The organism is Pusillimonas caeni (assembly GCF_003545815.1).
Lineage (GTDB): Bacteria > Pseudomonadota > Gammaproteobacteria > Burkholderiales > Burkholderiaceae_B > Pusillimonas > Pusillimonas caeni.
Genome location: NZ_PDUW01000007.1, coordinates 1 through 20228 on the forward strand (window position 1 = coordinate 1; position 20228 = coordinate 20228).

The window sequence follows — 20228 nt, forward strand, 5'->3', positions numbered from 1 at the left end:
AGGCCAAGTTCCGCACCAACCTGGCCCGGCGCTTTGCGGCCAGGCAGCAAGCGCGTATCCTGGATGTCTCGCTGGACCAGGCGCGGCTCGAAGCCATGCCGGTCCACGAATACGTCGACCTGTACGTAATTTGAGCCGACGGCGGCGGCACGCGTGACTAAAGTCGCCGATACCTTCCAGCAGCCAATACTGGATGCGAATCAGCGACTTTCACCCGCCCCTTATTCTTTGGGCTCCGTGGTACTGACGGTGATCTTGTCGCCGATGTCGAACGTCATCAAGTCCCTGCCGACCACGAGCGGGCCGTCGTAGGTCTTGCGCGTGCGCGCTTCGAGCTCTTTCTCGGTTACGTCGAAAAGCACGATATGCGAATACACGGCCATGCGCACGCCAGCTTCAGTGAACACTTTGCCGGCTTCTTCGGGCAAAGTATGCTTGGCCAGGATCTTGGGAATGACGGGCGAGGTCTTCATGAGTTCGTCGGACGCCGCCGCGACCTCGTGCACGAGCAGGTCGGCACCCTTGGCGTTTTTGATGACTTCTTCGTTGTAACGCGTGTCGCCCGATAAGACCACGGTGCGCCCCTGGTACTCGAACTTGTATCCGAAGGACGATTCAAGCGGAGGGTGGTCGACCGCGAACGCGGTGATTTTCACGCCATCCTGTTCATAGACCACACCCGGCCCGACGTCGACGGCGTCCACCTTGGAGCCGGGGTTCTGATCCAGGCGTACTTTTATGTCGTAGTCGAACGCCTCGGCCAGCCTGTTCATCATCCTCGCCGTACCCTCAGGTCCCCAGACCTGCAAGGGCACCTTGCGTCCCCGCACCCAGCCTGTCAGATACAAATCGGGAACGCCGATGGTGTGGTCGGAGTGCAGATGGGTCAGAAACAGCTTATCGACTTCGTTGAAGGGAATGCCCAGCGTATACAGGCGCTGAATGACGCCGCGCCCGGCATCGAACAGGTATTTCTTCCCACCGGCTTCGATAAGCGTCGATGGCCCGAAACGGAAAGTCTCGGGCAAGGGACTGCCCGTGCCCAATAGATGCACCCGTAGGTCGGACGCATCCCGCTCTTCGGCGGCAGGCGCCGACTGCGCAGTCATGCCGGTTAGCGCCAGAGCCGCGGCGACCAAAAGATTAGCGAGTTTCAAGGTCTTCCTCCTATTTCTAATGTGGCGTTGCCCGGAAAGTATAGGAGAGTACCGATAAAATGTCATGTTTTTAAACGTATCGTTCATATTTGAACGAACGTGGCTGATGAAAAACTTAAAGCAAGCTATCCTACATTTGCAAACATAGAAAAAATACGCTATAGTTTCGTTCTTTCTAGGCGGTTAGCTCAGTTGGTTAGAGCGCTACGTTGACATCGTAGAGGTCGCTGGTTCGAATCCAGTACTGCCTACCAGAATATGAAAAGCCGCTTCTTGGTCAGAAGCGGCTTTTTTATTGCCTCTCGGGGCACGCGCCACGTATCCGTCCGGGCCGCGCGACATGCCCTTGCGGCGTCCCCGCATGGTTGACGCCGGCGCTGTATTGCTTCAGCATCCAGCACGTCCCGTCTGAAGCGTTTTGCCCTCATGCAGCCCTCCCCCCTTCCTCCTTCTTCATTGGCCGCCCGCATTGCACGGGTTGTGAGCGTTGGCGCACTGCTGACTCTCGCCGCGTGTTCCGGTATGAACCCGCCGGACCCGGCCGTCGCGTCCGCAAAGGGCGGGGAAAATGTCTACGAGCTGACGCTTCTCCATATCAACGATCATCATTCGCACCTTGACGAAAGCACCATGCCCTTGATGCTCGACACGGGCGGCACGCAGCGAGAACGGGTGCTGGTGACCGCGGGCGGGTTCGCCCGGGTCGCCTCGACCATGAAAGAACTTGCCGCGCAGTCGGCCGGCGCGGCCATCAAGATTCACACCGGCGATGCCGTCACGGGCGATCTTTATTACTCGCTGACCGACGGACAGGCCGACGCCGACCTGATGAACACCGTGTGCTTCGATGCCATGACGCTGGGCAACCATGAGTTCGATCATGGCGACGCGGCGCTCAAACGCTTCATCGACCGGCTTCACGGCGGAAGCTGCCACACGCCGGTGCTCAGCGCCAACGTGCGCTTCGGCCCCGATTCGGCGCTGAACCCGTCCAGGGCGCCGGGCATGGTACAACCTTCTGTCATCGTCGAACGCCACGGGCGCCGGATCGGCCTGGTCGGCATCACGGTGGCCGACAAGACCCGCAACGCCTCGCGCCCCGATCCGGGCACCATCTTTCTGGATGAAGCCGCCAGCGCGCAGGCGGAAATCGATGCGCTGGCTCGACAGGGCGTAGACATTATCGTGCTCCAGACGCACTATGGCTATCAGGCCGACCTCGCCCTGGCCCGCCGCCTGCGCGGGGTGGACGCCATCGTGGGCGGAGACTCGCACACCCTGCTCGGCCCCGCCGCCTTGAAGGCTTACGGCCTGACGCCCGTCGGCCCCTACCCCACTCGCGTCACCGACCTGGATGGCAAGACCGTATGCGTCGCGCAGGCCGGCCAGTATGCCTACGTGGTGGGTGAATTGAAACTGCGCTTCGATGACTCGGGCGAGCTGCTGGCCTGCGAAGGCCGGCCGCACATTCTGATCGGCGATGATTTCCGTCGAGGCGCTCAAGACGAGCGCAGCGCCCTGAGCGCAGCGGAGAAACAGGCGATCGAAGCCGACGTGGCCCGTTCGGACGCTTTGCGCATGAGCCGTCCGGATGCCGAGGCGAAGAAGGCCCTGGCCCCGCACCAAGCCCGCAAGCTCGAATACGGCTCTGTCATCGTCGCCCGCACGGAAGAAACACTGTGCGCCCGCCGCGTTCCCGGGCTGCGCGGCGACCGCAGCCGCTCCAGCCAGGGCGATGCCTGCAATGCCAGCGCGCGGGTCACCCGGCACGGCGGGGACACACAACAATTGGTGGCGCAGGCTTATCTCGAGCGGGCGCAGTCCTATTTCGATGCCGATCTCGCCGTGATCAATGCCGGCGGCGTGCGCATCGACCTTCCGGCCGGGCCGCTGACCGTCAAGGACGTCCACACGCTGCTGCCTTTCAAGAACACTCTGGTGCAGCTCAAGATTCCGGGCTCGCTGCTCAAGGCCGCGCTCGAAAGCGCCGTCGATGCCGCGCTTGCCCACCCCCCCAGTACCGGAGCCTTTCCCTATGCGGCCGGCATGCGTTGGCGGGTGGATGCGGGCCGCGCCGAAGGAGACCGGCTGTTCGGGCTGGAGGTGCTGGAGCAAAACGGGCGGTACGCGCCTTTGGATCCGGACCGTATCTATTCCGTGGCCACCATCGATTTCATCGCCGAGGGCAAAGATCATTACTCGCCCTTCGAGCGCCTGCAGGACGGCCAGCGTGTGGATGTGGGGTTGGATGCGACCCAGCTTTTCCTGGATTATGTCCGGGCATCGACGGGCGCGGGTCGGGGCTTGCGGCCCCTGCCGCCCGAAAAATACAGCACCCAGGCGTTCATTGCCGCGCCCTGATCCTGAATCCGCCGTCGGACAGTCGGATCATTGACTGCCCGGCAGCCCTCGGCAAGCGCTCAGGAAAACGACGCGCGGCAGACCTCCTGCATGAAGGCCTGCATTTTCTCCGCCGACTTGATGCCGCCCGATTCTTCCACACCGCTGGACACGTCCAGCGCATAAGGCCGCACGGTCTTCACCGCTTCGGCGACATTAAGCGGACTGAGTCCGCCGGCAAGAACGAGGGGCCGGCTGTCGGGAGCGTGCCGCACCTCATCGAGCAGAGCGATATCGAAAGTAAGGCCGCTGCCGCCGTAGCCCGGGCTATAGCTGTCGAACAGCCACGCAGCCGCATGGGGATAGCGTCGGCATGCTTCGAGCACGGACTGCGGGTCTTCCAGCCCGGGGCCGCCCACCCTGAAGGCCTTCATGTAGGCATGGCCAAAGCCCGCACAGTACTCCGGCGTCTCGTCGCCATGGAACTGCAGGACATCCGGCCGCACTTGCTCGAGCACCTGCCGCACCTGGGCTTCAGGCACATTCACGAACAGGGCCGTGACGCTGACGAAGGCGGGCACGGCACAGCGCAGGCTGCGGGCCTGTTCCAGGCTGACCAACCTGGAACTCTTCGGATAAAAGACCAGCCCGATCGCGTCGGCGCCCGCTTCGCAGGCCGCTTCGACGTCCTGGACGCGGGTAATGCCGCAGATCTTGACACGGGTTCGTAGCATGAAGCAAAAAACCTTTTACGATGACGATGAAATTATGGAAGGGCCGGACAACCGCCCTCGCCGAAGCCCGAGGGCGATGCGTTCTACGCAGCTTGACGCGGACATTTTAACGTTCGAACCGGACGACAGGCAGCATGTGCGTCGCCAGCAGCTCGTTCAGGTCGGCGCGAGGCAGGCCGAAACGCGCCGGATACTCCACGCCGGCCAGATACAGGCCGGCGGGCGAGAAGGTGGGCGCCGACAGGCGGCGGTCGCGCCGCTGCAAAAGCGTGTCGACCCAGGCGGGTTCTTGGCGGCCCTGCCCGATATACAGCAAAGCCCCCATTAGATTGCGCACCATATGATGCAGGAAGGCGTTGGCCCGGAAGACAAATACGAAAAATTCGCCCTGCAGCTCGATGTCCAGCCTGTACAAGGTACGGACGGGGCTGGCCGCCTGGCACTGGGATGAGCGGAACGCGCTGAAGTCGTGCTCGCCGAGCAGGCATGCCGCCGCCCGTTGCATCGGCTCGAGGCTCAAGGGCCGATACACCCAGCCCGCTCGCCCGTGCATCATGGGCGAACGCACCCGGGCCTGCCGCACGAGATACACATAAGTACGCGACAAGGCCGAGAACCGCGCATGGAAATCGTCGTCCACGACGCTGGCCCACTGCACCGCCACGCTGCTGGGCAGCAGCGCGTTCAGCCCCCGCACCCAGGACTCGGGCTGCCGTTGCGCGGCCGTGTCGACGTGCACCACCTGTTCCAGGGCGTGGACGCCCGTATCGGTGCGGCCGGCGCATATTGTGGACGCGGGATGGGCCAGGAACTGGCCCAGCGCCGACTCGAGGGTGTCTTGAACGGTCAGCCCGCCCGGTTGTGTCTGCCATCCCTGCCAGGGCGCCCCATCGTATGCCAGTCCTAAGGCAACGCGCGGCATAACTGTCTTTGCCGCTATGCGGTATGAGGCGGACGCCCGTCGGTGGGCGGCTTGTCGAAATCGAGATCGATTTTTTCGAGGCGCTCTTGCACCATGGCCTCGGTAACGCCGCCCTGGCCGTCGTCGCTGCGCGCGGCACTGGCTCGGCGCAGGACCCAGGCGATAATGAGCACGACCAGCGCCAATACCGCGGTAATGACGCCCAACAGGTTCTCTTGAAGCCACGACACGGGTTGTTCTGCCTTGCTGGAAGTGGAAGGATTGGAGTCGTCTTGAGCCGAGGCCGGACCGGCGTCGGCCTGCGCAACGCTTTCTGCGCCGCCGCCTTCGGCGCCCTGCGGCCCGTCAGCGCGGCCGGGGCCTGGAACCGCTGCGGTCCCGGAGGGTGCCACGCCTGTTTCACCCGCCGCGGCAGCGCCGCTTTGGGCGGGGGCCGCCTGTTCCGAAGCATTGCCGCCCGCACCTTCTGCGGCGGCCGTCCCGGAGGCGCCGCCGGATGCGGCCGGCTGCGCCGGGCTCGACGCCGCGCTTTCCGGCGAGGCCGGCTCTTCCGGGGAAGCGCCGATGCTGGTGGCGGCATCGGACAACGTCTGGCCCACGACCGCCGCTCCATCGAGCACGGCCTCTTTGGCCGCCTCGCCCTGCATCTGCAGGGCCTGGTTGAGGCTTTGCACATTGCGCTCGAGCTGCGAAACCCGCGCCTGCGATTCGTCGATGTTACGCCGGGTGGCGTCTTGCTCGTCCCGCGCGGCATCGCTTGCACTGCCGCTGGACAGGACGACCTGGTCGCCCGCAGCGGCGGCGGGGCTGGCCGTTACCCGCGCCGAGGCGCCGGATACCGCCCCCTGTTGCGCCGAACCGCCCTGCACGGCCTCGCCGCGGCGCGCCGCGACGGCCTGCCGGTAATTGGCGTAAGCCTGGGCATGCTGCTGGAAGATGCGCCTTGCCTCGCGATCGGACACCGCGCGCAGCGCTGAAGAATCGGGGATGGCCAGTGTCGCGCCGGCCTTGACGAGGTTGATGTTGCCGTCGATGAAGGCCTGGGGATTGGCCTTTTGCAGCGCGATCATCATCTGGTACACCGACACGCCTTCAACCGCGTTGGCCCGGGCGAGCGCGAACAGCGTATCGCCGCGGCGCACTGAAATGGCCCCTGACGCGGCCGGGGCAGAGCCGGCGGCGGCGCCGGATGCGGCTGTGCCGGAACCGGCGGATGCCGTTTGCGCTGCAGCAGTCGGGCTCGGCCGGGAGGAATGCGTCAGCAGGCTGACCTGATGCTGCTGGCTGCCGCCGGCCGTATCGATCTGCAGCAGCAGGTCGGCCACCGGCCCGTCGAACGGCTGGCTGGAGCGTATCTGGACCACCCGCGAGTCGGGCGCGAAGCCCTTGTCGAGGGTGAAGCGCAAACTGGACAGCTCGACCGGGGGTACCAGGCCGGCTTGCTGCCAGGCCGCGGCGGGCGCTGCGCTGACCCGCAGCGATTGCAGATCGGCCTGGCTGAGCTCGCGAAGGGGAACATTGATGTGCAGGGGTTGGCCGGGCGCTGAAACCAGGCGCGAATGGCCAATGCTTGCTGCGTGGGCCGGCGTCCATGCCGCCAGTATCGCCGCCAGGGCGAGGGCTACGGGCGTGGCCTGGATCAACGGTGTTTTGCCGGCCCCACAACAAGTCTTCCGCATATTTACAATTCGCCCAAAGTAATGCGCAGCATACGGCGCAGCGGCTCGGCCGCGCCCCACAGCAGTTGATCGCCGACGGTGAAAGCGCTGAGGTATTCGGAACCCATGGACATTTTGCGCAGGCGCCCCACGGGAATATCCAAAGTACCCGTTACGGCTACCGGCGTCAATTGCTGCATGGTGGCATCGCGCTCGTTGGGCACCACCTTGGCCCACTTGGAGCCTTCGCGCAGCAGATCGGAGATCTCGTCCAGGGGCACGTCGCGCTTGAGCTTGATGGTGAGCGCCTGGCTGTGGCAGCGCATGGCGCCGATGCGCACGCACAAGCCGTCGATGGGCGTGGGCGCGGTGCCGAAGGCCTCGCCGCGCCCCAGGATCTTGTTGGTCTCGGCCTCGGCCTTCCATTCTTCGCGCGACACGCCGTTGCCCAGATCTTTGTCGATCCAGGGAATGAGGCTGCCCGCCAGGGGGACGCCGAAATGGTCGCGGGGCAGTTCGGCATGCTGCTGCCTGCCGAGCACGCCGCGGTCGATCTCGAGAATGGCCGAAGCGGGATCGTCGAGCAGCGTCTTGACCGACTCGTTGAGCAGGCCGAACTGGGTGAGCAGCTCGCGCATGTGCTGAGCGCCGCCGCCGGAAGCCGCCTGGTAGGTCATGCTGGTCATCCACTCGACCAGGTCATTGTTGAACAGGCCGGCCAGGCCCATTAGCATGCAACTGACCGTGCAGTTGCCGCCGACGAAGTTCTTGATGCCGCGCTGAAGGGCGGCGTCGATGACCGGACGGTTGACCGGGTCGAGCACGATGATGGCGTCGTCGGCCATGCGCAGCGTGCTGGCCGCGTCGATCCAGATGCCGTCCCAGCCTGCCGAGCGCAGCTTGGAATAGACGGCGGTGGTGTAGTCGCCGCCCTGGGCGGTGACGATGATGGGCAGCTTCTTGAGGGCCTCGATGTCATAGGCGTCCTGCAGCGCGCCCGCGCCTTCGGCCCAGGCGGGCGCCTTGCCGCCGGCGTTGCTGGTGGAAAAAAAGACGGGCTCGAAAAGAGCAAAATCGTTCTCGTCGCGCATGCGCTGCATGAGGACGGAACCCACCATGCCACGCCAGCCGACCAAACCTACTGCCTGGGTCATATGGCTCACTTTTATGAAAGATCAGAAAACAACAGCCATTATTTTAGCGCCTTCAACACCGCGTCGCCCATTTCGGAGGTGGACACCTTGGTAAGGCCTTCTTCGTGGATGTCCACGGTACGCAAGCCCTGCTCGAGCACGCGCTGCACCGCTGCCTCGATGCGGTCGGCCTGCTCGGCCTCGCCCAGCGAATAGCGCAGCAGCATGGCGGCCGACAAGATGGTGGCCAGCGGGTTGGCCAGGTTCTTGCCCGCGATGTCGGGCGCCGAGCCGTGGCTGGGCTCGTACAGCCCCTGGCTGGCCGAATTCAGCGAGGCCGAGGGCAGCATGCCGATGGAGCCGGTCAGCATGGCGGCCTCGTCGGACAGGATGTCGCCGAACAGATTGCCGGTTACGATGACGTCGAACTCTTTGGGCGCACGCACCAGCTGCATGGCCGCATTGTCGATGTACATATGGGTCAGGGCCACGTCGGGGTACTCTTTGGCGACCTCGATCATGATCTCGCGCCAGAACTGCGAGGTCTCGAGCACGTTGGACTTGTCGACGCTGCACAGCTTCTTGCTGCGCTTTTGCGCAGCCTGGAAGGCCACGTGGGCGATGCGGCGCACTTCGCTTTCGGCGTAGTGCATGGTGTCGAAGCCCTGGCGCTCGCCCTTGAACGGGCCCTCGGCCACTTCGCGCACGCCGCGCGGCTGGCCGAAGTAGATGTCGCCCGTCAGTTCGCGAACGATCAGAATATCGAGTCCCGACACGACCTCGGGCTTGAGCGAGGATGCATTGGCCAGTTGGGGATACAGAATGGCGGGGCGAAGGTTGGCAAACAGCCCCAGCGCCTTGCGCAGGCCCAATATGGCCTGCTCGGGGCGAAGTTCGCGGGCCAGCGTGTCGTACTTCCAGTCGCCCACCGCGCCGAACAGAATGGCGTCGGCGCTTTTGGCCAGGTCGAGCACCACCGGCGGCAGCGGGTGGCCGTACACGTCGTAGGCCGCGCCGCCCACCGGCTGGGTCTGCAGGTCGAGGTCCAGGCCCAGCGCCGTCAGGACACGCACCGCCTGTTCGGTGATCTCGGTGCCAATGCCGTCGCCCGGCAATACTGCAATCTTGTATGTCATGGGTTTCCCAGTTGCTTTGTTTGAATTGAACGGCCGCTATGCCTGCGGAGTGCCCGCCAGCCAGGGATGGCGGCTCAGGCGCTCGCCCTCGAAGGCGCGGATCTTGTCGGCCTTTTGCAAGGTGGTGGCGATCTCGTCCAGCCCGTTGAGCAGGCTGTGCTTGCGGAACGGCTCGACCTCGAAAGCGATTTCCCGCCCCTCGGGCGTTACCACGACCTGGCGCGGCAGATCGATATTCAGCGTATAGCCCTCGTTGGCATAGAGCTCTTCGAACAGGCGCGAAACCTCGTCCTCGGACAGCACGATGGGCAACAGCCCGTTCTTGAAGCTGTTGTTGAAGAAGATGTCGGCATACGAGGGCGCGATGATGGCGCGAAAGCCGTACTGGTCCAGCGCCCAGGGCGCATGCTCGCGGCTCGAGCCGCAGCCGAAGTTCTTGCGCGTCAGCAGAATCGAGGCGCCCTGATAGCGCGGCTTGTTCAAAGAGAACTCCGGGTTCAGCGGACGCTTGGAGTTGTCCATGCCCGGCTCGCCGTGATCGAGGTAGCGCAGCTCATCGAACAGATTGGGGCCGAAGCCCGTGCGCTTGATCGACTTGAGGAACTGCTTGGGAATGATCAGGTCGGTGTCCACGTTCTCGCGGTCGAGCGGGGCCACCAGGCCTTTGTGAGTGGTGAATGCTTGCATGAGCTTTCCTATCGAAAATTCCGGACGTCGACGAAGTGGCCGGCGACAGCCGCCGCGGCCGCCATGGCGGGGCTGACAAGGTGGGTGCGGCCGCCCTGCCCCTGGCGTCCCTCGAAGTTACGGTTCGAGGTGGAGGCGCAGCGCTCGCCCGGCTCGAGGCGATCGGCGTTCATGGCCAGGCACATCGAACAGCCCGGCTCGCGCCATTCGAAGCCCGCTTCGACGAAAACCTTGTCCAGGCCTTCTTGCTCGGCCTGCCGCTTGACCAGGCCCGAACCCGGCACGATCATCGCCTGCTTGACGTTGCCGGCCACCTTCTTGCCGCGCACCACTTCGGCGGCGGCGCGCAGGTCTTCGATGCGCGAATTGGTGCACGAACCGATAAAAACCTTGTCGATGCGGATGTCCGTCATGGGCGTATTGGCTTCGAGCCCCATGTACTGCAGGGCGCGCTCCATGCCGGCACGCCGGACTTCGTCCTTCTCGCTGGCCGGATCGGGCACTTGCGCATCCACCGACAGCACCATCTCGGGCGAGGTGCCCCAGCTGACCTGCGGCGTGATCTCGGCGGCGTCCAGCTCGATGACGCGATCGAAATGCGCGCCTTCGTCGCTATGCAGCGTCTTCCAGTACTCTACGGCCTGGTCCCACATTTCGCCCGTGGGCGCGTAGGGCCGGCCGCGGAAATATTCGATGGTCTTGTCGTCGACGGCCACCATGCCCGAACGCGCGCCCGCCTCGATGGCCATATTGCAGACCGTCATGCGTCCTTCCACGGACAGCTCTTGCACGGCCGAGCCGCCGAACTCGATGGCATAGCCCGTGCCGCCCGCCGTGCCGATCTTGCCGATGACGAACAGGACCAGGTCCTTGGCCGTACAGCCGAAAGGCAGGCTGCCGTCGACCTTGATGAGCATGTTCTTGCTCTTCTTCATGAGCAGGGTCTGCGTGGCCAATACGTGCTCGACTTCCGACGTGCCGATGCCGAAGGCCAGCGCGCCCACGGCGCCGTGAGTGCTGGTGTGCGAATCGCCGCAGACGACGGTCATGCCCGGCAGCGTCGCGCCCTGCTCGGGGCCGATGACGTGCACAATGCCCTGGCGCACATCGTTCATGCGAAATTCGGTGATGCCGAAGGTATCGCAGTTGGCGTCCAGGGTGTCGACCTGAAGACGCGAAATCGGGTCTTGTATACCCTCGCTGCGCGCCGTGGTGGGTACGTTATGATCGGCCACCGCTAGGTTGGCGCTTATCCGCCACGGGTCGCGCCCGGCCAGGGTCAGCCCCTCGAAGGCCTGCGGGCTGGTCACTTCGTGGACCAAGTGACGGTCGATATATAAAAGACAGGTGCCGTCGGCGTCCTGATCGACGACGTGGGCGTCCCACAACTTGTCGTAAAGGGTCTTGGCCATAGGGTTTCTCTATTAAAAGTGATGGCTGAAGGCGTGTGCTCTAGCTTGGCAAGCAGCGTAAACGCTTCAACGGAAAGACTTGATACGGTGATTATTATGACAGCATCTCAACCTAGTACAAGAAGAGCTAATATACTAGTACTAGAAGTGATATCCTGCCTTTCAAGCGGCCTCTCCTCTCTTACGGAGCTATGACTCACTCTCGCGCTATTTGGCAAAATTTGTTGCGATTAGTCTGACAGGCTCTTTGTCCTTGAGTCGTCCCTGCGTTGGTAACGAGGCTCTTTGTTCTTGGCCCGTCCCTGCGTTGGTGGCGAGGCCCGTTGTTCTTAACCCGTCCCTGCGCTGCGGGGATGTGCTTGGGCGGGCAGCGGCGGTCGGCCCTCCGGGCACACCTGTCCGCTTCGTCCGGGGCTTATGCCCTCTCCCTTCAGCGGCGCCTGGCTCTCCCACCAATGCCCGCCCAAGCACACCCCCGCATCACAGGGATTGCATCGGAGCAAGGAGACGGTCTGCGTGCGAGGCACGCGCCGCAACCTTCGAATCCATGAGGCGCGGGGCGGGCTCCTATTTTGGGCGACGTCCGAGCAAGCCGAGTACCCTGTTATTTTCGGGGAGGCAAGCCCGCAGCTGTCTGAGCGGCACGCTTGGCGGACCACCGGTCCGCCGCCGCGAGTTCTGCGGGCGCCCCGAAAATGATAGGGTAGGAGGGAAGTCCGGCGAAGCCGGACCGCAGCGAGCGGCGCCCAAAATAGGAGCCCGCCCCGCGCCGGCTCAAGAACCCAAAAATAGAACGTCCAATTTCAAAGAGGCAGCAGCAAGAAAGCTCAAAGACGACCCGTTATAAATAATCAACAACGATCGACAGCCAGACACACACGAATCACGCACTTGCTTACGAGGCCGCAAAAAACAAACTGCAAGCACCGACCGGCATCAAGCAAACCGAGCAATCACTTCTTAGCGCTCTGATACAAAGGCATCACCTGCTCCGCAATCTTCGTCAGGTCCGCCGTGCGCGTCGCTGCGGACGGGTGCGTGGAGAGGAATTCCGGCGGCGAGCTGCCTTGGCTCAGAGAACCCATCTTCTGCCAGAGCGTCACCGCCGCCCGCGGATCGTAGCCCGCCCGCGCCGCCAGCTCCACCCCCATGCGATCGGCCTCAGTCTCGTGCGTACGGCTGTTCGGCAGCGTGAACATCACCTCGGTCAACTTGCCGCCCAGATCGGACGTGGCCGAGCTTCCGGTCAGCGCCGACAACACCGACAGGCCGACGTCCGCCGCCATCTGCTGCGACACTTGCTCGCGCGAATGCTCGCGCAGCGCGTGGGCCATCTCGTGCCCGATCACGGCCGCCAGTTCGGCGTCCGTCGGCTTGAGCTGGTTGATCATGCCGCTATAGACCGCGATCTTGCCGCCGGGCATGCACCAGGCATTGACCTCGTCCGAGTTCAGTACGTGCACCTCCCAGTTCCATTGCGCCGCATCCGGCCGGAAGACGCCCACCTGCGCGATCAAACGCTGGGCGATGGACTTGACCCGGGCGGCCTGCTTGGCGTCCGTGTCCAGCGCACCCTGGGCCTTGGCCTGCGAGACGATGCCGGTGTATTGCTTCTGGGCTTCCTGCATCAGCGCCTGCTCGGAAACCAGGCTGGACATGTACTGCTTGCGGTCGACCCCGACCGTGCCCGAATCGGTCGTCTGCACCGCCGCGCAGCCCGCCAGCAACGCGCTGCCCGCAAGGGCGGCAATGGCGCTTCCTCGTTTCAAGAACCAGATCGTCTTCATGGTGAACTCCGTTTCTGAAGGTTGGCGCCGGCGCATCCGGCGAACGAATCAACAATGACCGCGATCAGCGCACAAGCGCATTGCACGGCGCAGATTGTTAGCGTATCAAGCTCCCGCCAACGCACGCTGGCGCAAAGCATGGTCCATCAGGACGATGGCCAGAAGCGCCTCGGCAATGGGCGTGGCGCGTATGCCCACGCAGGGGTCGTGCCGGCCCAGGGTCTGCACCTGCACCGGGCGACCCTGCCGGTCGACCGACCGCCTTTCGATCCGTATGCTGGACGTCGGCTTGATGGCCAGCGACACCGTGATGGGTTGGCTGGACGAGATGCCGCCCAGCACGCCGCCCGCGTTGTTGCTGGTGAAGCCTTCCGGGGTAATTTCGTCGCCATGCTCCGAGCCGCGCTGGGCGATGCTTTCGAACCCGGCGCCGATGGAAACGCCCTTGACCGCATTGAGCCCCATCATGGCATGCGCAATGTCCGCGTCCAGGCGGTCGTACAGCGGTTCGCCCCACCCCGCCGGCACCCCCTCGGCCACCACCTCGATGCGCGCGCCGATCGAATCACCGTCGCGGCGCAGCTGATCCATATAGTCTTCGAGCTGGGCCACGATGCCCGCATTCGGCGCATAAAAAGGGTTGTTGCCCACCTCGTCCCAGCTTTCGAACGGAATGTAGATGGGACCCAACTGGCTCATGTAGCCGCGTACGCGCACACCGTATTGGTGGGCCAGCCACTTCCTGGCGATCGCGCCGCCCGCCACTGTCGGGGCCGTGAGGCGGGCCGAAGAGCGTCCGCCGCCGCGCGGATCGCGCACGCCATATTTGCTCCAGTAAGTGTAGTCGGCATGCCCCGGCCGGAAAGTGTCTTCGATATTGCTGTAGTCCTTGCTGCGCGCATCGGTGTTGCGGATCAGCAGGCCGATGGGCGCGCCGGTGGTCACGCCTTGATAGACGCCGGACAGGATCTCGACCTGATCGGCCTCTTGGCGTTGGGTCACGTGGCGCGACGTGCCCGGGCGCCGGCGATCGAGTTCGAACTGTATGTCGGCCTCGGTCAGCGCCATGCCGGCCGGACAGCCGTCGACCACCGCGCCGATGGCCGGCCCGTGGGATTCGCCGAAGTTGGTGACGCAGAAAAGCTTGCCTAGGGTGTTGCCGGACATGATGAATGGATTATTGGAATCTGAAAAACGGACGAGGCGCCGGATCGAAGCCCGGCATCACAACGAAGCCTGCCACCCGCACGAAAGGAGGCGCCGGGAAGCCGCGCGGCATCGAAAAACGACATCATGATATCGCATCACGACGAACAGCTGACATGCAGCTCGCGCGCCCAATCCGGCGCGGGGGCCGCATAAGCCTCATAGCCCGGGCGCTCGGTATAGGGCGTGCGCAGCAAGGCAAGCAGGGTGTCGATCTCGCCCGCATCATCGTTTTCGGCGGCGCGTATGGCGATTTCCGCCAAGTGGTTGCGCAGCACGTACAAAGGATTGGCCAGGCGCATGGTTTCGATGCGCTCGCCATCGGGCCGGGCGTCCTGCTCGATGCGGCGGACATAGCCCTGCAGCCAGGCCTGGGCGGCCTCGCGATCTGAAAACAAGGCCAGGAAAGGTTCCGGGTTGCGCGGCGCCTCGGCCAGGCGGCGAAAGCTCAGCGTGAAATCGGCCCGCTGGGTGTGCAGCAGCCGCCACCAATCGTCCACCAGCACATCGTCGCCGTCGCGCCAGCTTCGCAGGCCGAACTTGCGCACCAGGTTGCCGTGGTAGGCGTTCAGAAAGTCCTGCTCGAAATGGGCCAACTGCGCGCGCAGGTCGTCGGGCTCGGGGCCCAGCACGGCCAGGCTGCTGGCCAGGCGATAGAGATTCCAATGCATGACCGAAGGCTGGGTGTTCCATGCATAGCGGCCCTGGGTGTCGGTGTGATTGCAGACGTGGCCGATCTGGAAGGCGTCCATGAAGCCATAAGGGCCGTAGTCCAGCGTCAAACCGATGATCGACATATTGTCGGTATTCATCACCCCATGGCAGAAGCCCGCCGTCTGCCAGTCGGCCACCACGCGGGCCGACCGCGCCACCACGGCGCGCAGAAAGCGCAGCAGCACGCCATGCTCGCCCTGCGCATCGCCGGCCTGCGCTTCGCGGCATTCCGGAAAGAAACGGTCGACCACGTAGTCGAGCAGGATGCGCATCTGTTCAGGGTGGTGGGTCCAGTGCTCGAACGACCCGAAGCGCACGAAGGTGGGGGATACCCGGGTGACCACCGCCGCCCTTTCGACGGTTTCGCGATACACCGGGTTGCGCGCAGTGACGATGGCCAGGGCGCGGGTGGTGGGAATGCCCAGGCCGGCCATGGCCTCGCCGGCCAGGTATTCGCGCACCGACGAACGTATCACCGCCCGGCCGTCGCCCATGCGCGAATACGGCGTCAGGCCAGAGCCCTTCAATTGCAGTTCGAAGTTGCCCGTAGGGCTCATGACCTCGCCCAGCAGATGCGCCCGCCCATCGCCCAGCTGGCCGGCCCACACGCCGAACTGGTGACCGCTGTACACGGCCGCCAGCGTGTGGCCGCGCGCCAGCCCGCGATTGCCCGAGCACACGTCGAGGAAATCTTGCCGGGCCAAGGCAGCCTCGGACAGGCCCAGCATGCGTGCAACCTCGGTATTGGCATGCAGCAAGCGCGGCTGGTCCAGCGGCTGGGGCTCGAGGCGGGTATAGAACTCGGGCGGCAGGCCGGCAAAAGAATCGACCGTGGGAAGATCGTCGATGGAATCCACGCTCATGACGGACGCACCCCGCCGGCCCGGCCCGCCGCCTTGGCGGCGCGCTTGGCCGGCCTCACATAGAAGATGGCGCACAGATAGAACGCCAGCGACAGCGCGACTTCGATGCCGGCCATGGCCACCGAGGCCGCAGACGGGTCTGAATAGACGCGCACGACGCCCTCCATGAAATACAGCAGGATCAGCATGGAGGCCCATTGCATGGTGTACAGACTGCCCTTCAGCACGCCGCGCAACGGCAGCAGCAGCGGCAGCACTTTCAGCACCAGCCATGAACCGCCCGGCCGCAGGGGCGCCAGCCACAGCTCCCAGACGAGGCAAAGCGCAATCAGGGCCAAGAGCGAAAACGATGCGCCATGGCGCAGCGCGGGGTTCAGTCGAGTCGTAGTCATGCTGGTATTATTACCCGGATTGAAGAACGAGTTGGCATCCAGAGCGGCCAGTTCGCTGTTTGCCGCATCCACCATGCAAGACGAAGACGCCGGTACCGCCCCCGATCGCAAACCTCGCCCCGCCCGTTCTCCCGACTGGCTCAGCAGCGCCGGCCAGGCCGTTGTTTACGCCCTGCAGCGCGCCGGCGAGAAGCGCCTGCCCCAGATCGCCGCCAGCCTTACCTACACCACCGTGCTGGCCATCGTGCCCTTGCTGGCGGTGGTGCTCGCCTTGTTCACCGCCTTTCCCCTGTTCGGCGAATTCAAGCTCGCGCTCGAGAACTTCCTGACCTCCAGCCTGATGCCGCCCTCGGTGTCCGAGAACGTCATGGGCTACCTGAACCAGTTCGCGGCCAAGGCCTCCGGCCTGACCGCCGTGGGCACTCTGTTCCTGGTCGTGGTGTCCATCATGCTCATCATGACCATCGATGGTGTGCTCAACGACATCTGGAGCGTCGAGCAGCGCCGCCCGCTGCGCCAGCGCATGCTGGTGTACTGGGCCATTATTTCGCTCGGCCCGATATTGGCCGGCGCCAGCCTGTGGACCACCACCCTGCTGGCCCAGCAATCCATGGGCCTGGTCGGCGAGATGTCGGCCGGCATGAATTTCCTGCTTTCCGTGGTGCCGGTCGTCATCACCGGCCTGGGTTTTGCCGCCCTGTTCGTCTACGTGCCCAACCGCGAGGTGTACTGGCGCGACGCCCTGGCCGGAGGCATGGGCACGGCGATTGTGCTGGCCTTGATGAAATGGGGCTTTGCGCTGTACATATCGCGCTTTCCTTCGTACACCATCATCTACGGCGCCTTTGCCACGCTGCCCATTTTCCTGCTGTGGATCTATCTGTCCTGGCTGGGCATATTGCTGGGCGCTACGGTCGCGGCGACCTTGCCGTCCTTGCGCATGAGACGCTGGGCCGAGCAGCGCCAGCCCGGCGCCGCCATCGTGGACGCCATCAGCATCATGCGCCTGCTGCGCAGCGCGCAGGGCACACCCTCGCCGGGCCGCAGTTCGCGCTTTCTCAGTGCCCACTTGCGGCTTCACCCCGACGAACTCAACCACATCTTGACTACCTTGCGCAGCCTGGGATACGCCGTTCCCACACAAGACAAAGATCGCGGCTCGGATCAGTGGGTGCTGGCTTGCGACCTCGAGCAGGCCAAGCTGGGACGGCTGGTGGACGAACTGCTGATCGACCGCCATCAGCAGGCCCTGCAAAAGCTGCCCTGCCTGCTGCCCGGCATCGCCGCGTCGCTCACTACACAGCCCGATATGACCCTCCGCGAACTGCTCGATCAGGACGCCGGCGCGCAACCGTTTGTTGCGAGTGAACACCAAAACACACAGTCGGGCGCCGTTCTACCCCAAACGGGCGATATCAGGCAAAATACAATGACAACGAAGCAGACCGAGGAGACGCATCATGTTGAAAGTCAGTGAGATCCTGCGGGTCAAGGGGCACACCCTGTATACCGCCACCCCTGACATGCCCATCACCAAGGCGCTCGAAACCATGAGCGAACAGGACATCGGCTCTCTGGTCATCATGGAACACGGCGAATTGGTGGGCATGCTCACATTCCGCGAAATCATCCGCCACCTGCACGCCAACGGCGGCAACACCGGCACCAACACCATACGCAGCATCATGGACGATGCGCCGGTCAGCGTCACGCCCAATACCAGCGCCGAAGAAGTCCAGCGCCTCATGCTCGACAAGCATGCGCGCTACATGCCCGTCATGGACGGCCCGGTGCTGCAGGGGGTCATTTCCTTCTACGACATGGCCCAGGCCATCGTCGCCGCGCAGCAGTTCGAAAACAATATGCTCAAGGCCTACATCCGCGACTGGCCGGGCGACGGCGAAGCCCTCAAGGCCGAAGAAAGAAGCTGAATCCGCCTCATGCACAGAGGGCGCCTCGGGCGCCCTTCTTTTTGGATTCACTCCGCCCTGATCACCAGATCGTTCCAGGCCTTTTCCAGCACCCGGGGGTCGTTCGTGTTCAAGAGCGTTGCGTCCGAAAGGGTGCGGCGCCAGTGGCGCGACCCCGGGCGTCCGCTCATCCATCCCAGCATGGGCCTGACCACCATGCGAAGGGGAACGCCCCGGTCCACCTGGCCTTGCGCGTAGTCCACCATGGCGTGCACGATCTGGCCGGGCTCCAGCAGTTCGATGCCGGGGTCGAGCAGGCGCGATAGCTCGGACAAGACGCCCGGATTGTGCCAGGCCGCCCTGCCCAGCATGACCCCGTCGAAATCCTCGAGATGGCGCTGCACTTCGCCGGCCTGCGCAATGCCCCCGTTCAGCACGATGGTGCAATCGGGAAAATCGGCCTTGAGGCGGCGCGCAACGTCGTAGCGCAAAGGAGGGATCTCGCGATTGTCCTTGGGCGACAAACCCTTCAGCACCGCATTGCGGGCATGCACGATGAAAACCCTGCAACCGGCCCGGTGCAGCGCGCCGACGAAGTCGAGCACGAAATCGTAGGATTCGTCGTAATCCAGCCCCAGCCGGTGCTTGACGGTGACGGGCACCGACACCGCGTCCTGCATGGCCTTGACACAGTCGGCCACCAGGGCCGGCTCGGCCATCAGGCAGGCGCCGAAGGCGCCCCGCTGCACCCGGTCCGAGGGGCAGCCGCAGTTCAGATTGATTTCGTCATAGCCCCACTGTTCGCCCAGGCGCGCGCCGTGAGCCAGCGCCTCCGGGTCGCTGCCGCCCAGCTGCAGGGCGACGGGCTGTTCGGCTTCGTGAAAATCCAGGTGGCGCGCCACATCTCCGTGCAATAGTGCGCCGGTCGTGATCATTTCGGTATACAGGCGTGCGCGCGGCGCCAGCAGCCGATGAAAATAGCGGCAATGGCGATCCGTGACATCGATCATGGGCGCAACACACAGGCGCCAGCCGACGTCGCTTTGCAAAGGGGATTTCACGATGCGGTATAGTGATTCGGATATGGGTAATTCACGATTTTAACGTCCGATACCCGCCGCGCCCGCCGCAGCCCTCGTCCACTGCTTTACAATCCGGCTTTGCTGCACGGTGCGGCGCCACTTTTCATTGTCTTTCATCTTCTATGGCCGTCTTTACCCCTGTCAGCGACGACGACGCGCGCGAGCTCCTGAATCATTACTCATTGGGCGAACTGGTTTCTCTGCGGGGCATTACCGCCGGCATCGAAAACACCAACTATTTCCTCGCCACCACCCAGGGCGAATACGTGCTGACGCTGTTCGAGGTGCTGACCTACGAACAACTGCCCTTCTACATCGAGCTGATGCACCATCTGGCGCAAATGGGCATACCCGTGCCCGAGCCCCAGACCCGGCGCAACGGCGAGCGCCTGGGCCTGCTGCACGGCAAGCCCACCGCCATCGTCACACGCCTCTCGGGCGGCTACGAACCCGATCCCAGCGCAACGCACTGCGCGCTGGCGGGCGCCACCCTGGCCCGCACCCATCTGGCGGGCAAGTCCTTCGACATGCAGCAGCCCAATCTGCGCGGCCTGGACTGGTGGCAGGCAACCATCCCCAAGGTGCTGCCCTTTCTCGACGACGGGCAGGCCGAGCTGATCCGCAAGGTGCTCGACGAACAAACCGCCTTCGCAGGGTCGGACGTCTATCGCGCGCTGCCTTTCGGACCCGCGCATTGCGACCTGTTCCGCGACAACGTCCTGTTCGACGGCACTTACGAAACACCCCGCATGGGCGGCTTCATCGACTTCTATTTCGCCGGCTGCGACACCTGGCTGTTCGACGTGGCGGTCAGCGTCAACGACTGGTGCATAGACCGCAACAGCGGCGCCTTCATCGATGAAAAGCTGCGGGCCTGGCTGCATGCCTACGCCCAGGTGCGCCCCTTCAGCCCGGCCGAACGCCAGGCATGGCCGCTGCTGCTGCAGGCCGCCGCCCTGCGCTTCTGGACTTCGCGCCTGTTCGACTACTTCCTTCCACGGCCCGCGCAAACCCTCAAGCCGCACGATCCGCGCCATTTCGAGCGCGTCCTGCGCCAAAGGCGCACGGTGCCCGCCCCGGCCCTGCCCTAGGACC

17 protein-coding genes and 1 tRNA gene are annotated in these 20228 nt (G+C 64.2%); 5 read left to right on the plus strand and 13 right to left on the minus strand.

Features of this window, described 5'->3' with window-relative positions; all coding sequences use genetic code 11:
• Positions 1-221: 221 nt before the first annotated feature.
• Positions 222-1157, minus strand: a complete 936-nt coding sequence (locus CSC67_RS15085) for an MBL fold metallo-hydrolase (RefSeq protein WP_209304337.1) — start codon at positions 1155-1157, stop codon at positions 222-224.
• 177 nt (positions 1158-1334) lie between these two features.
• Here CSC67_RS15085 and CSC67_RS15090 point away from each other — a divergent pair.
• A tRNA-Val gene (locus CSC67_RS15090) sits at positions 1335-1411 on the plus strand.
• 268 nt (positions 1412-1679) lie between these two features.
• On the plus strand, positions 1680-3518 hold the full coding sequence (locus CSC67_RS15095; protein WP_245220249.1) for a bifunctional metallophosphatase/5'-nucleotidase: 1839 nt from the start codon (positions 1680-1682) through the stop codon (positions 3516-3518).
• A gap of 59 nt (positions 3519-3577) precedes the next feature.
• On the opposite strand, the gene CSC67_RS15100 is transcribed toward CSC67_RS15095, so the two are convergent.
• The 11 genes from CSC67_RS15100 to CSC67_RS15150 all read right to left on the minus strand — a co-directional run bounded on the left by CSC67_RS15100 (position 3578) and on the right by CSC67_RS15150 (position 16141).
• Positions 3578-4231 (minus strand): phosphoribosylanthranilate isomerase, encoded by a 654-nt coding sequence (locus tag CSC67_RS15100; RefSeq protein ID WP_118995281.1) that lies wholly within the window; start codon positions 4229-4231, stop codon positions 3578-3580.
• Positions 4232-4337: 106 nt separating this feature from the next.
• Positions 4338-5153 carry a tRNA pseudouridine(38-40) synthase TruA gene (gene truA / locus CSC67_RS15105; protein ID WP_118995282.1) on the minus strand — a complete coding sequence of 272 codons (816 nt, stop codon included), beginning with the start codon at positions 5151-5153 and terminating at the stop codon, positions 4338-4340.
• Between the two features lie 14 nt (positions 5154-5167).
• Positions 5168-6796, minus strand: a complete 1629-nt coding sequence (locus CSC67_RS15110; protein WP_167752917.1) for a type IV pilus assembly protein FimV — start codon at positions 6794-6796, stop codon at positions 5168-5170.
• A gap of 38 nt (positions 6797-6834) precedes the next feature.
• Positions 6835-7965, minus strand: a complete 1131-nt coding sequence (gene asd / locus CSC67_RS15115) for an aspartate-semialdehyde dehydrogenase (RefSeq protein ID WP_118995284.1) — start codon at positions 7963-7965, stop codon at positions 6835-6837.
• Positions 7966-8003: 38 nt separating this feature from the next.
• A complete protein-coding gene (leuB, locus tag CSC67_RS15120) occupies positions 8004-9080 on the minus strand; it encodes a 3-isopropylmalate dehydrogenase (protein WP_118995285.1) in 1077 nt (358 codons plus the stop codon).
• Between the two features lie 36 nt (positions 9081-9116).
• Positions 9117-9767: a 3-isopropylmalate dehydratase small subunit gene (gene leuD, locus CSC67_RS15125; RefSeq protein WP_118995286.1), complete on the minus strand. Its 651-nt coding sequence runs from the start codon at positions 9765-9767 to the stop codon at positions 9117-9119.
• Positions 9768-9775: 8 nt separating this feature from the next.
• The gene (leuC, locus tag CSC67_RS15130; RefSeq protein WP_118995287.1) at positions 9776-11179 is read right to left on the minus strand and encodes a 3-isopropylmalate dehydratase large subunit; all 1404 of its coding nucleotides are present in this window, start codon (positions 11177-11179) and stop codon (positions 9776-9778) included.
• A 953-nt stretch (positions 11180-12132) separates the two neighbouring features.
• The gene (locus tag CSC67_RS15135; RefSeq protein ID WP_118995288.1) at positions 12133-12966 is read right to left on the minus strand and encodes a M48 family metallopeptidase; all 834 of its coding nucleotides are present in this window, start codon (positions 12964-12966) and stop codon (positions 12133-12135) included.
• Between the two features lie 105 nt (positions 12967-13071).
• Positions 13072-14133: a chorismate synthase gene (aroC, locus tag CSC67_RS15140; RefSeq protein WP_118995289.1), complete on the minus strand. Its 1062-nt coding sequence runs from the start codon at positions 14131-14133 to the stop codon at positions 13072-13074.
• Between the two features lie 137 nt (positions 14134-14270).
• Positions 14271-15749, minus strand: coding sequence for a protein adenylyltransferase SelO (locus CSC67_RS15145; RefSeq protein ID WP_118995290.1), 1479 nt, complete (start codon positions 15747-15749; stop codon positions 14271-14273).
• Positions 15746-16141 (minus strand): DUF2069 domain-containing protein, encoded by a 396-nt coding sequence (locus tag CSC67_RS15150; RefSeq protein ID WP_118995504.1) that lies wholly within the window; start codon positions 16139-16141, stop codon positions 15746-15748. The genes CSC67_RS15145 and CSC67_RS15150 overlap by 4 nt, the downstream gene beginning before the upstream one ends.
• On the opposite strand from CSC67_RS15150, the gene CSC67_RS15155 reads away from it, so the two are divergent.
• Together CSC67_RS15155 and CSC67_RS15160 are read left to right on the plus strand one after the other, a co-directional pair.
• Positions 16140-17618 (plus strand): YihY family inner membrane protein, encoded by a 1479-nt coding sequence (locus CSC67_RS15155; protein ID WP_245220250.1) that lies wholly within the window; start codon positions 16140-16142, stop codon positions 17616-17618. The two genes, CSC67_RS15150 and CSC67_RS15155, sit on opposite strands and share 2 nt — an antisense overlap.
• A complete protein-coding gene (locus CSC67_RS15160) occupies positions 17602-18072 on the plus strand; it encodes a CBS domain-containing protein (RefSeq protein ID WP_118995292.1) in 471 nt (156 codons plus the stop codon). The genes CSC67_RS15155 and CSC67_RS15160 overlap by 17 nt, the downstream gene beginning before the upstream one ends.
• Before the next feature lie 47 nt (positions 18073-18119).
• On the opposite strand, the gene dusA is transcribed toward CSC67_RS15160, so the two are convergent.
• Entirely contained in the window at positions 18120-19112 is a 993-nt protein-coding gene (dusA, locus tag CSC67_RS15165) for a tRNA dihydrouridine(20/20a) synthase DusA (RefSeq protein ID WP_118995293.1), read from the minus strand.
• A 143-nt stretch (positions 19113-19255) separates the two neighbouring features.
• Between dusA and CSC67_RS15170 the strand changes: the two genes are divergently transcribed.
• On the plus strand, positions 19256-20224 hold the full coding sequence (locus tag CSC67_RS15170) for a homoserine kinase (RefSeq protein ID WP_118995294.1): 969 nt from the start codon (positions 19256-19258) through the stop codon (positions 20222-20224).
• The last annotated feature ends 4 nt before the right edge of the window (positions 20225-20228 follow it).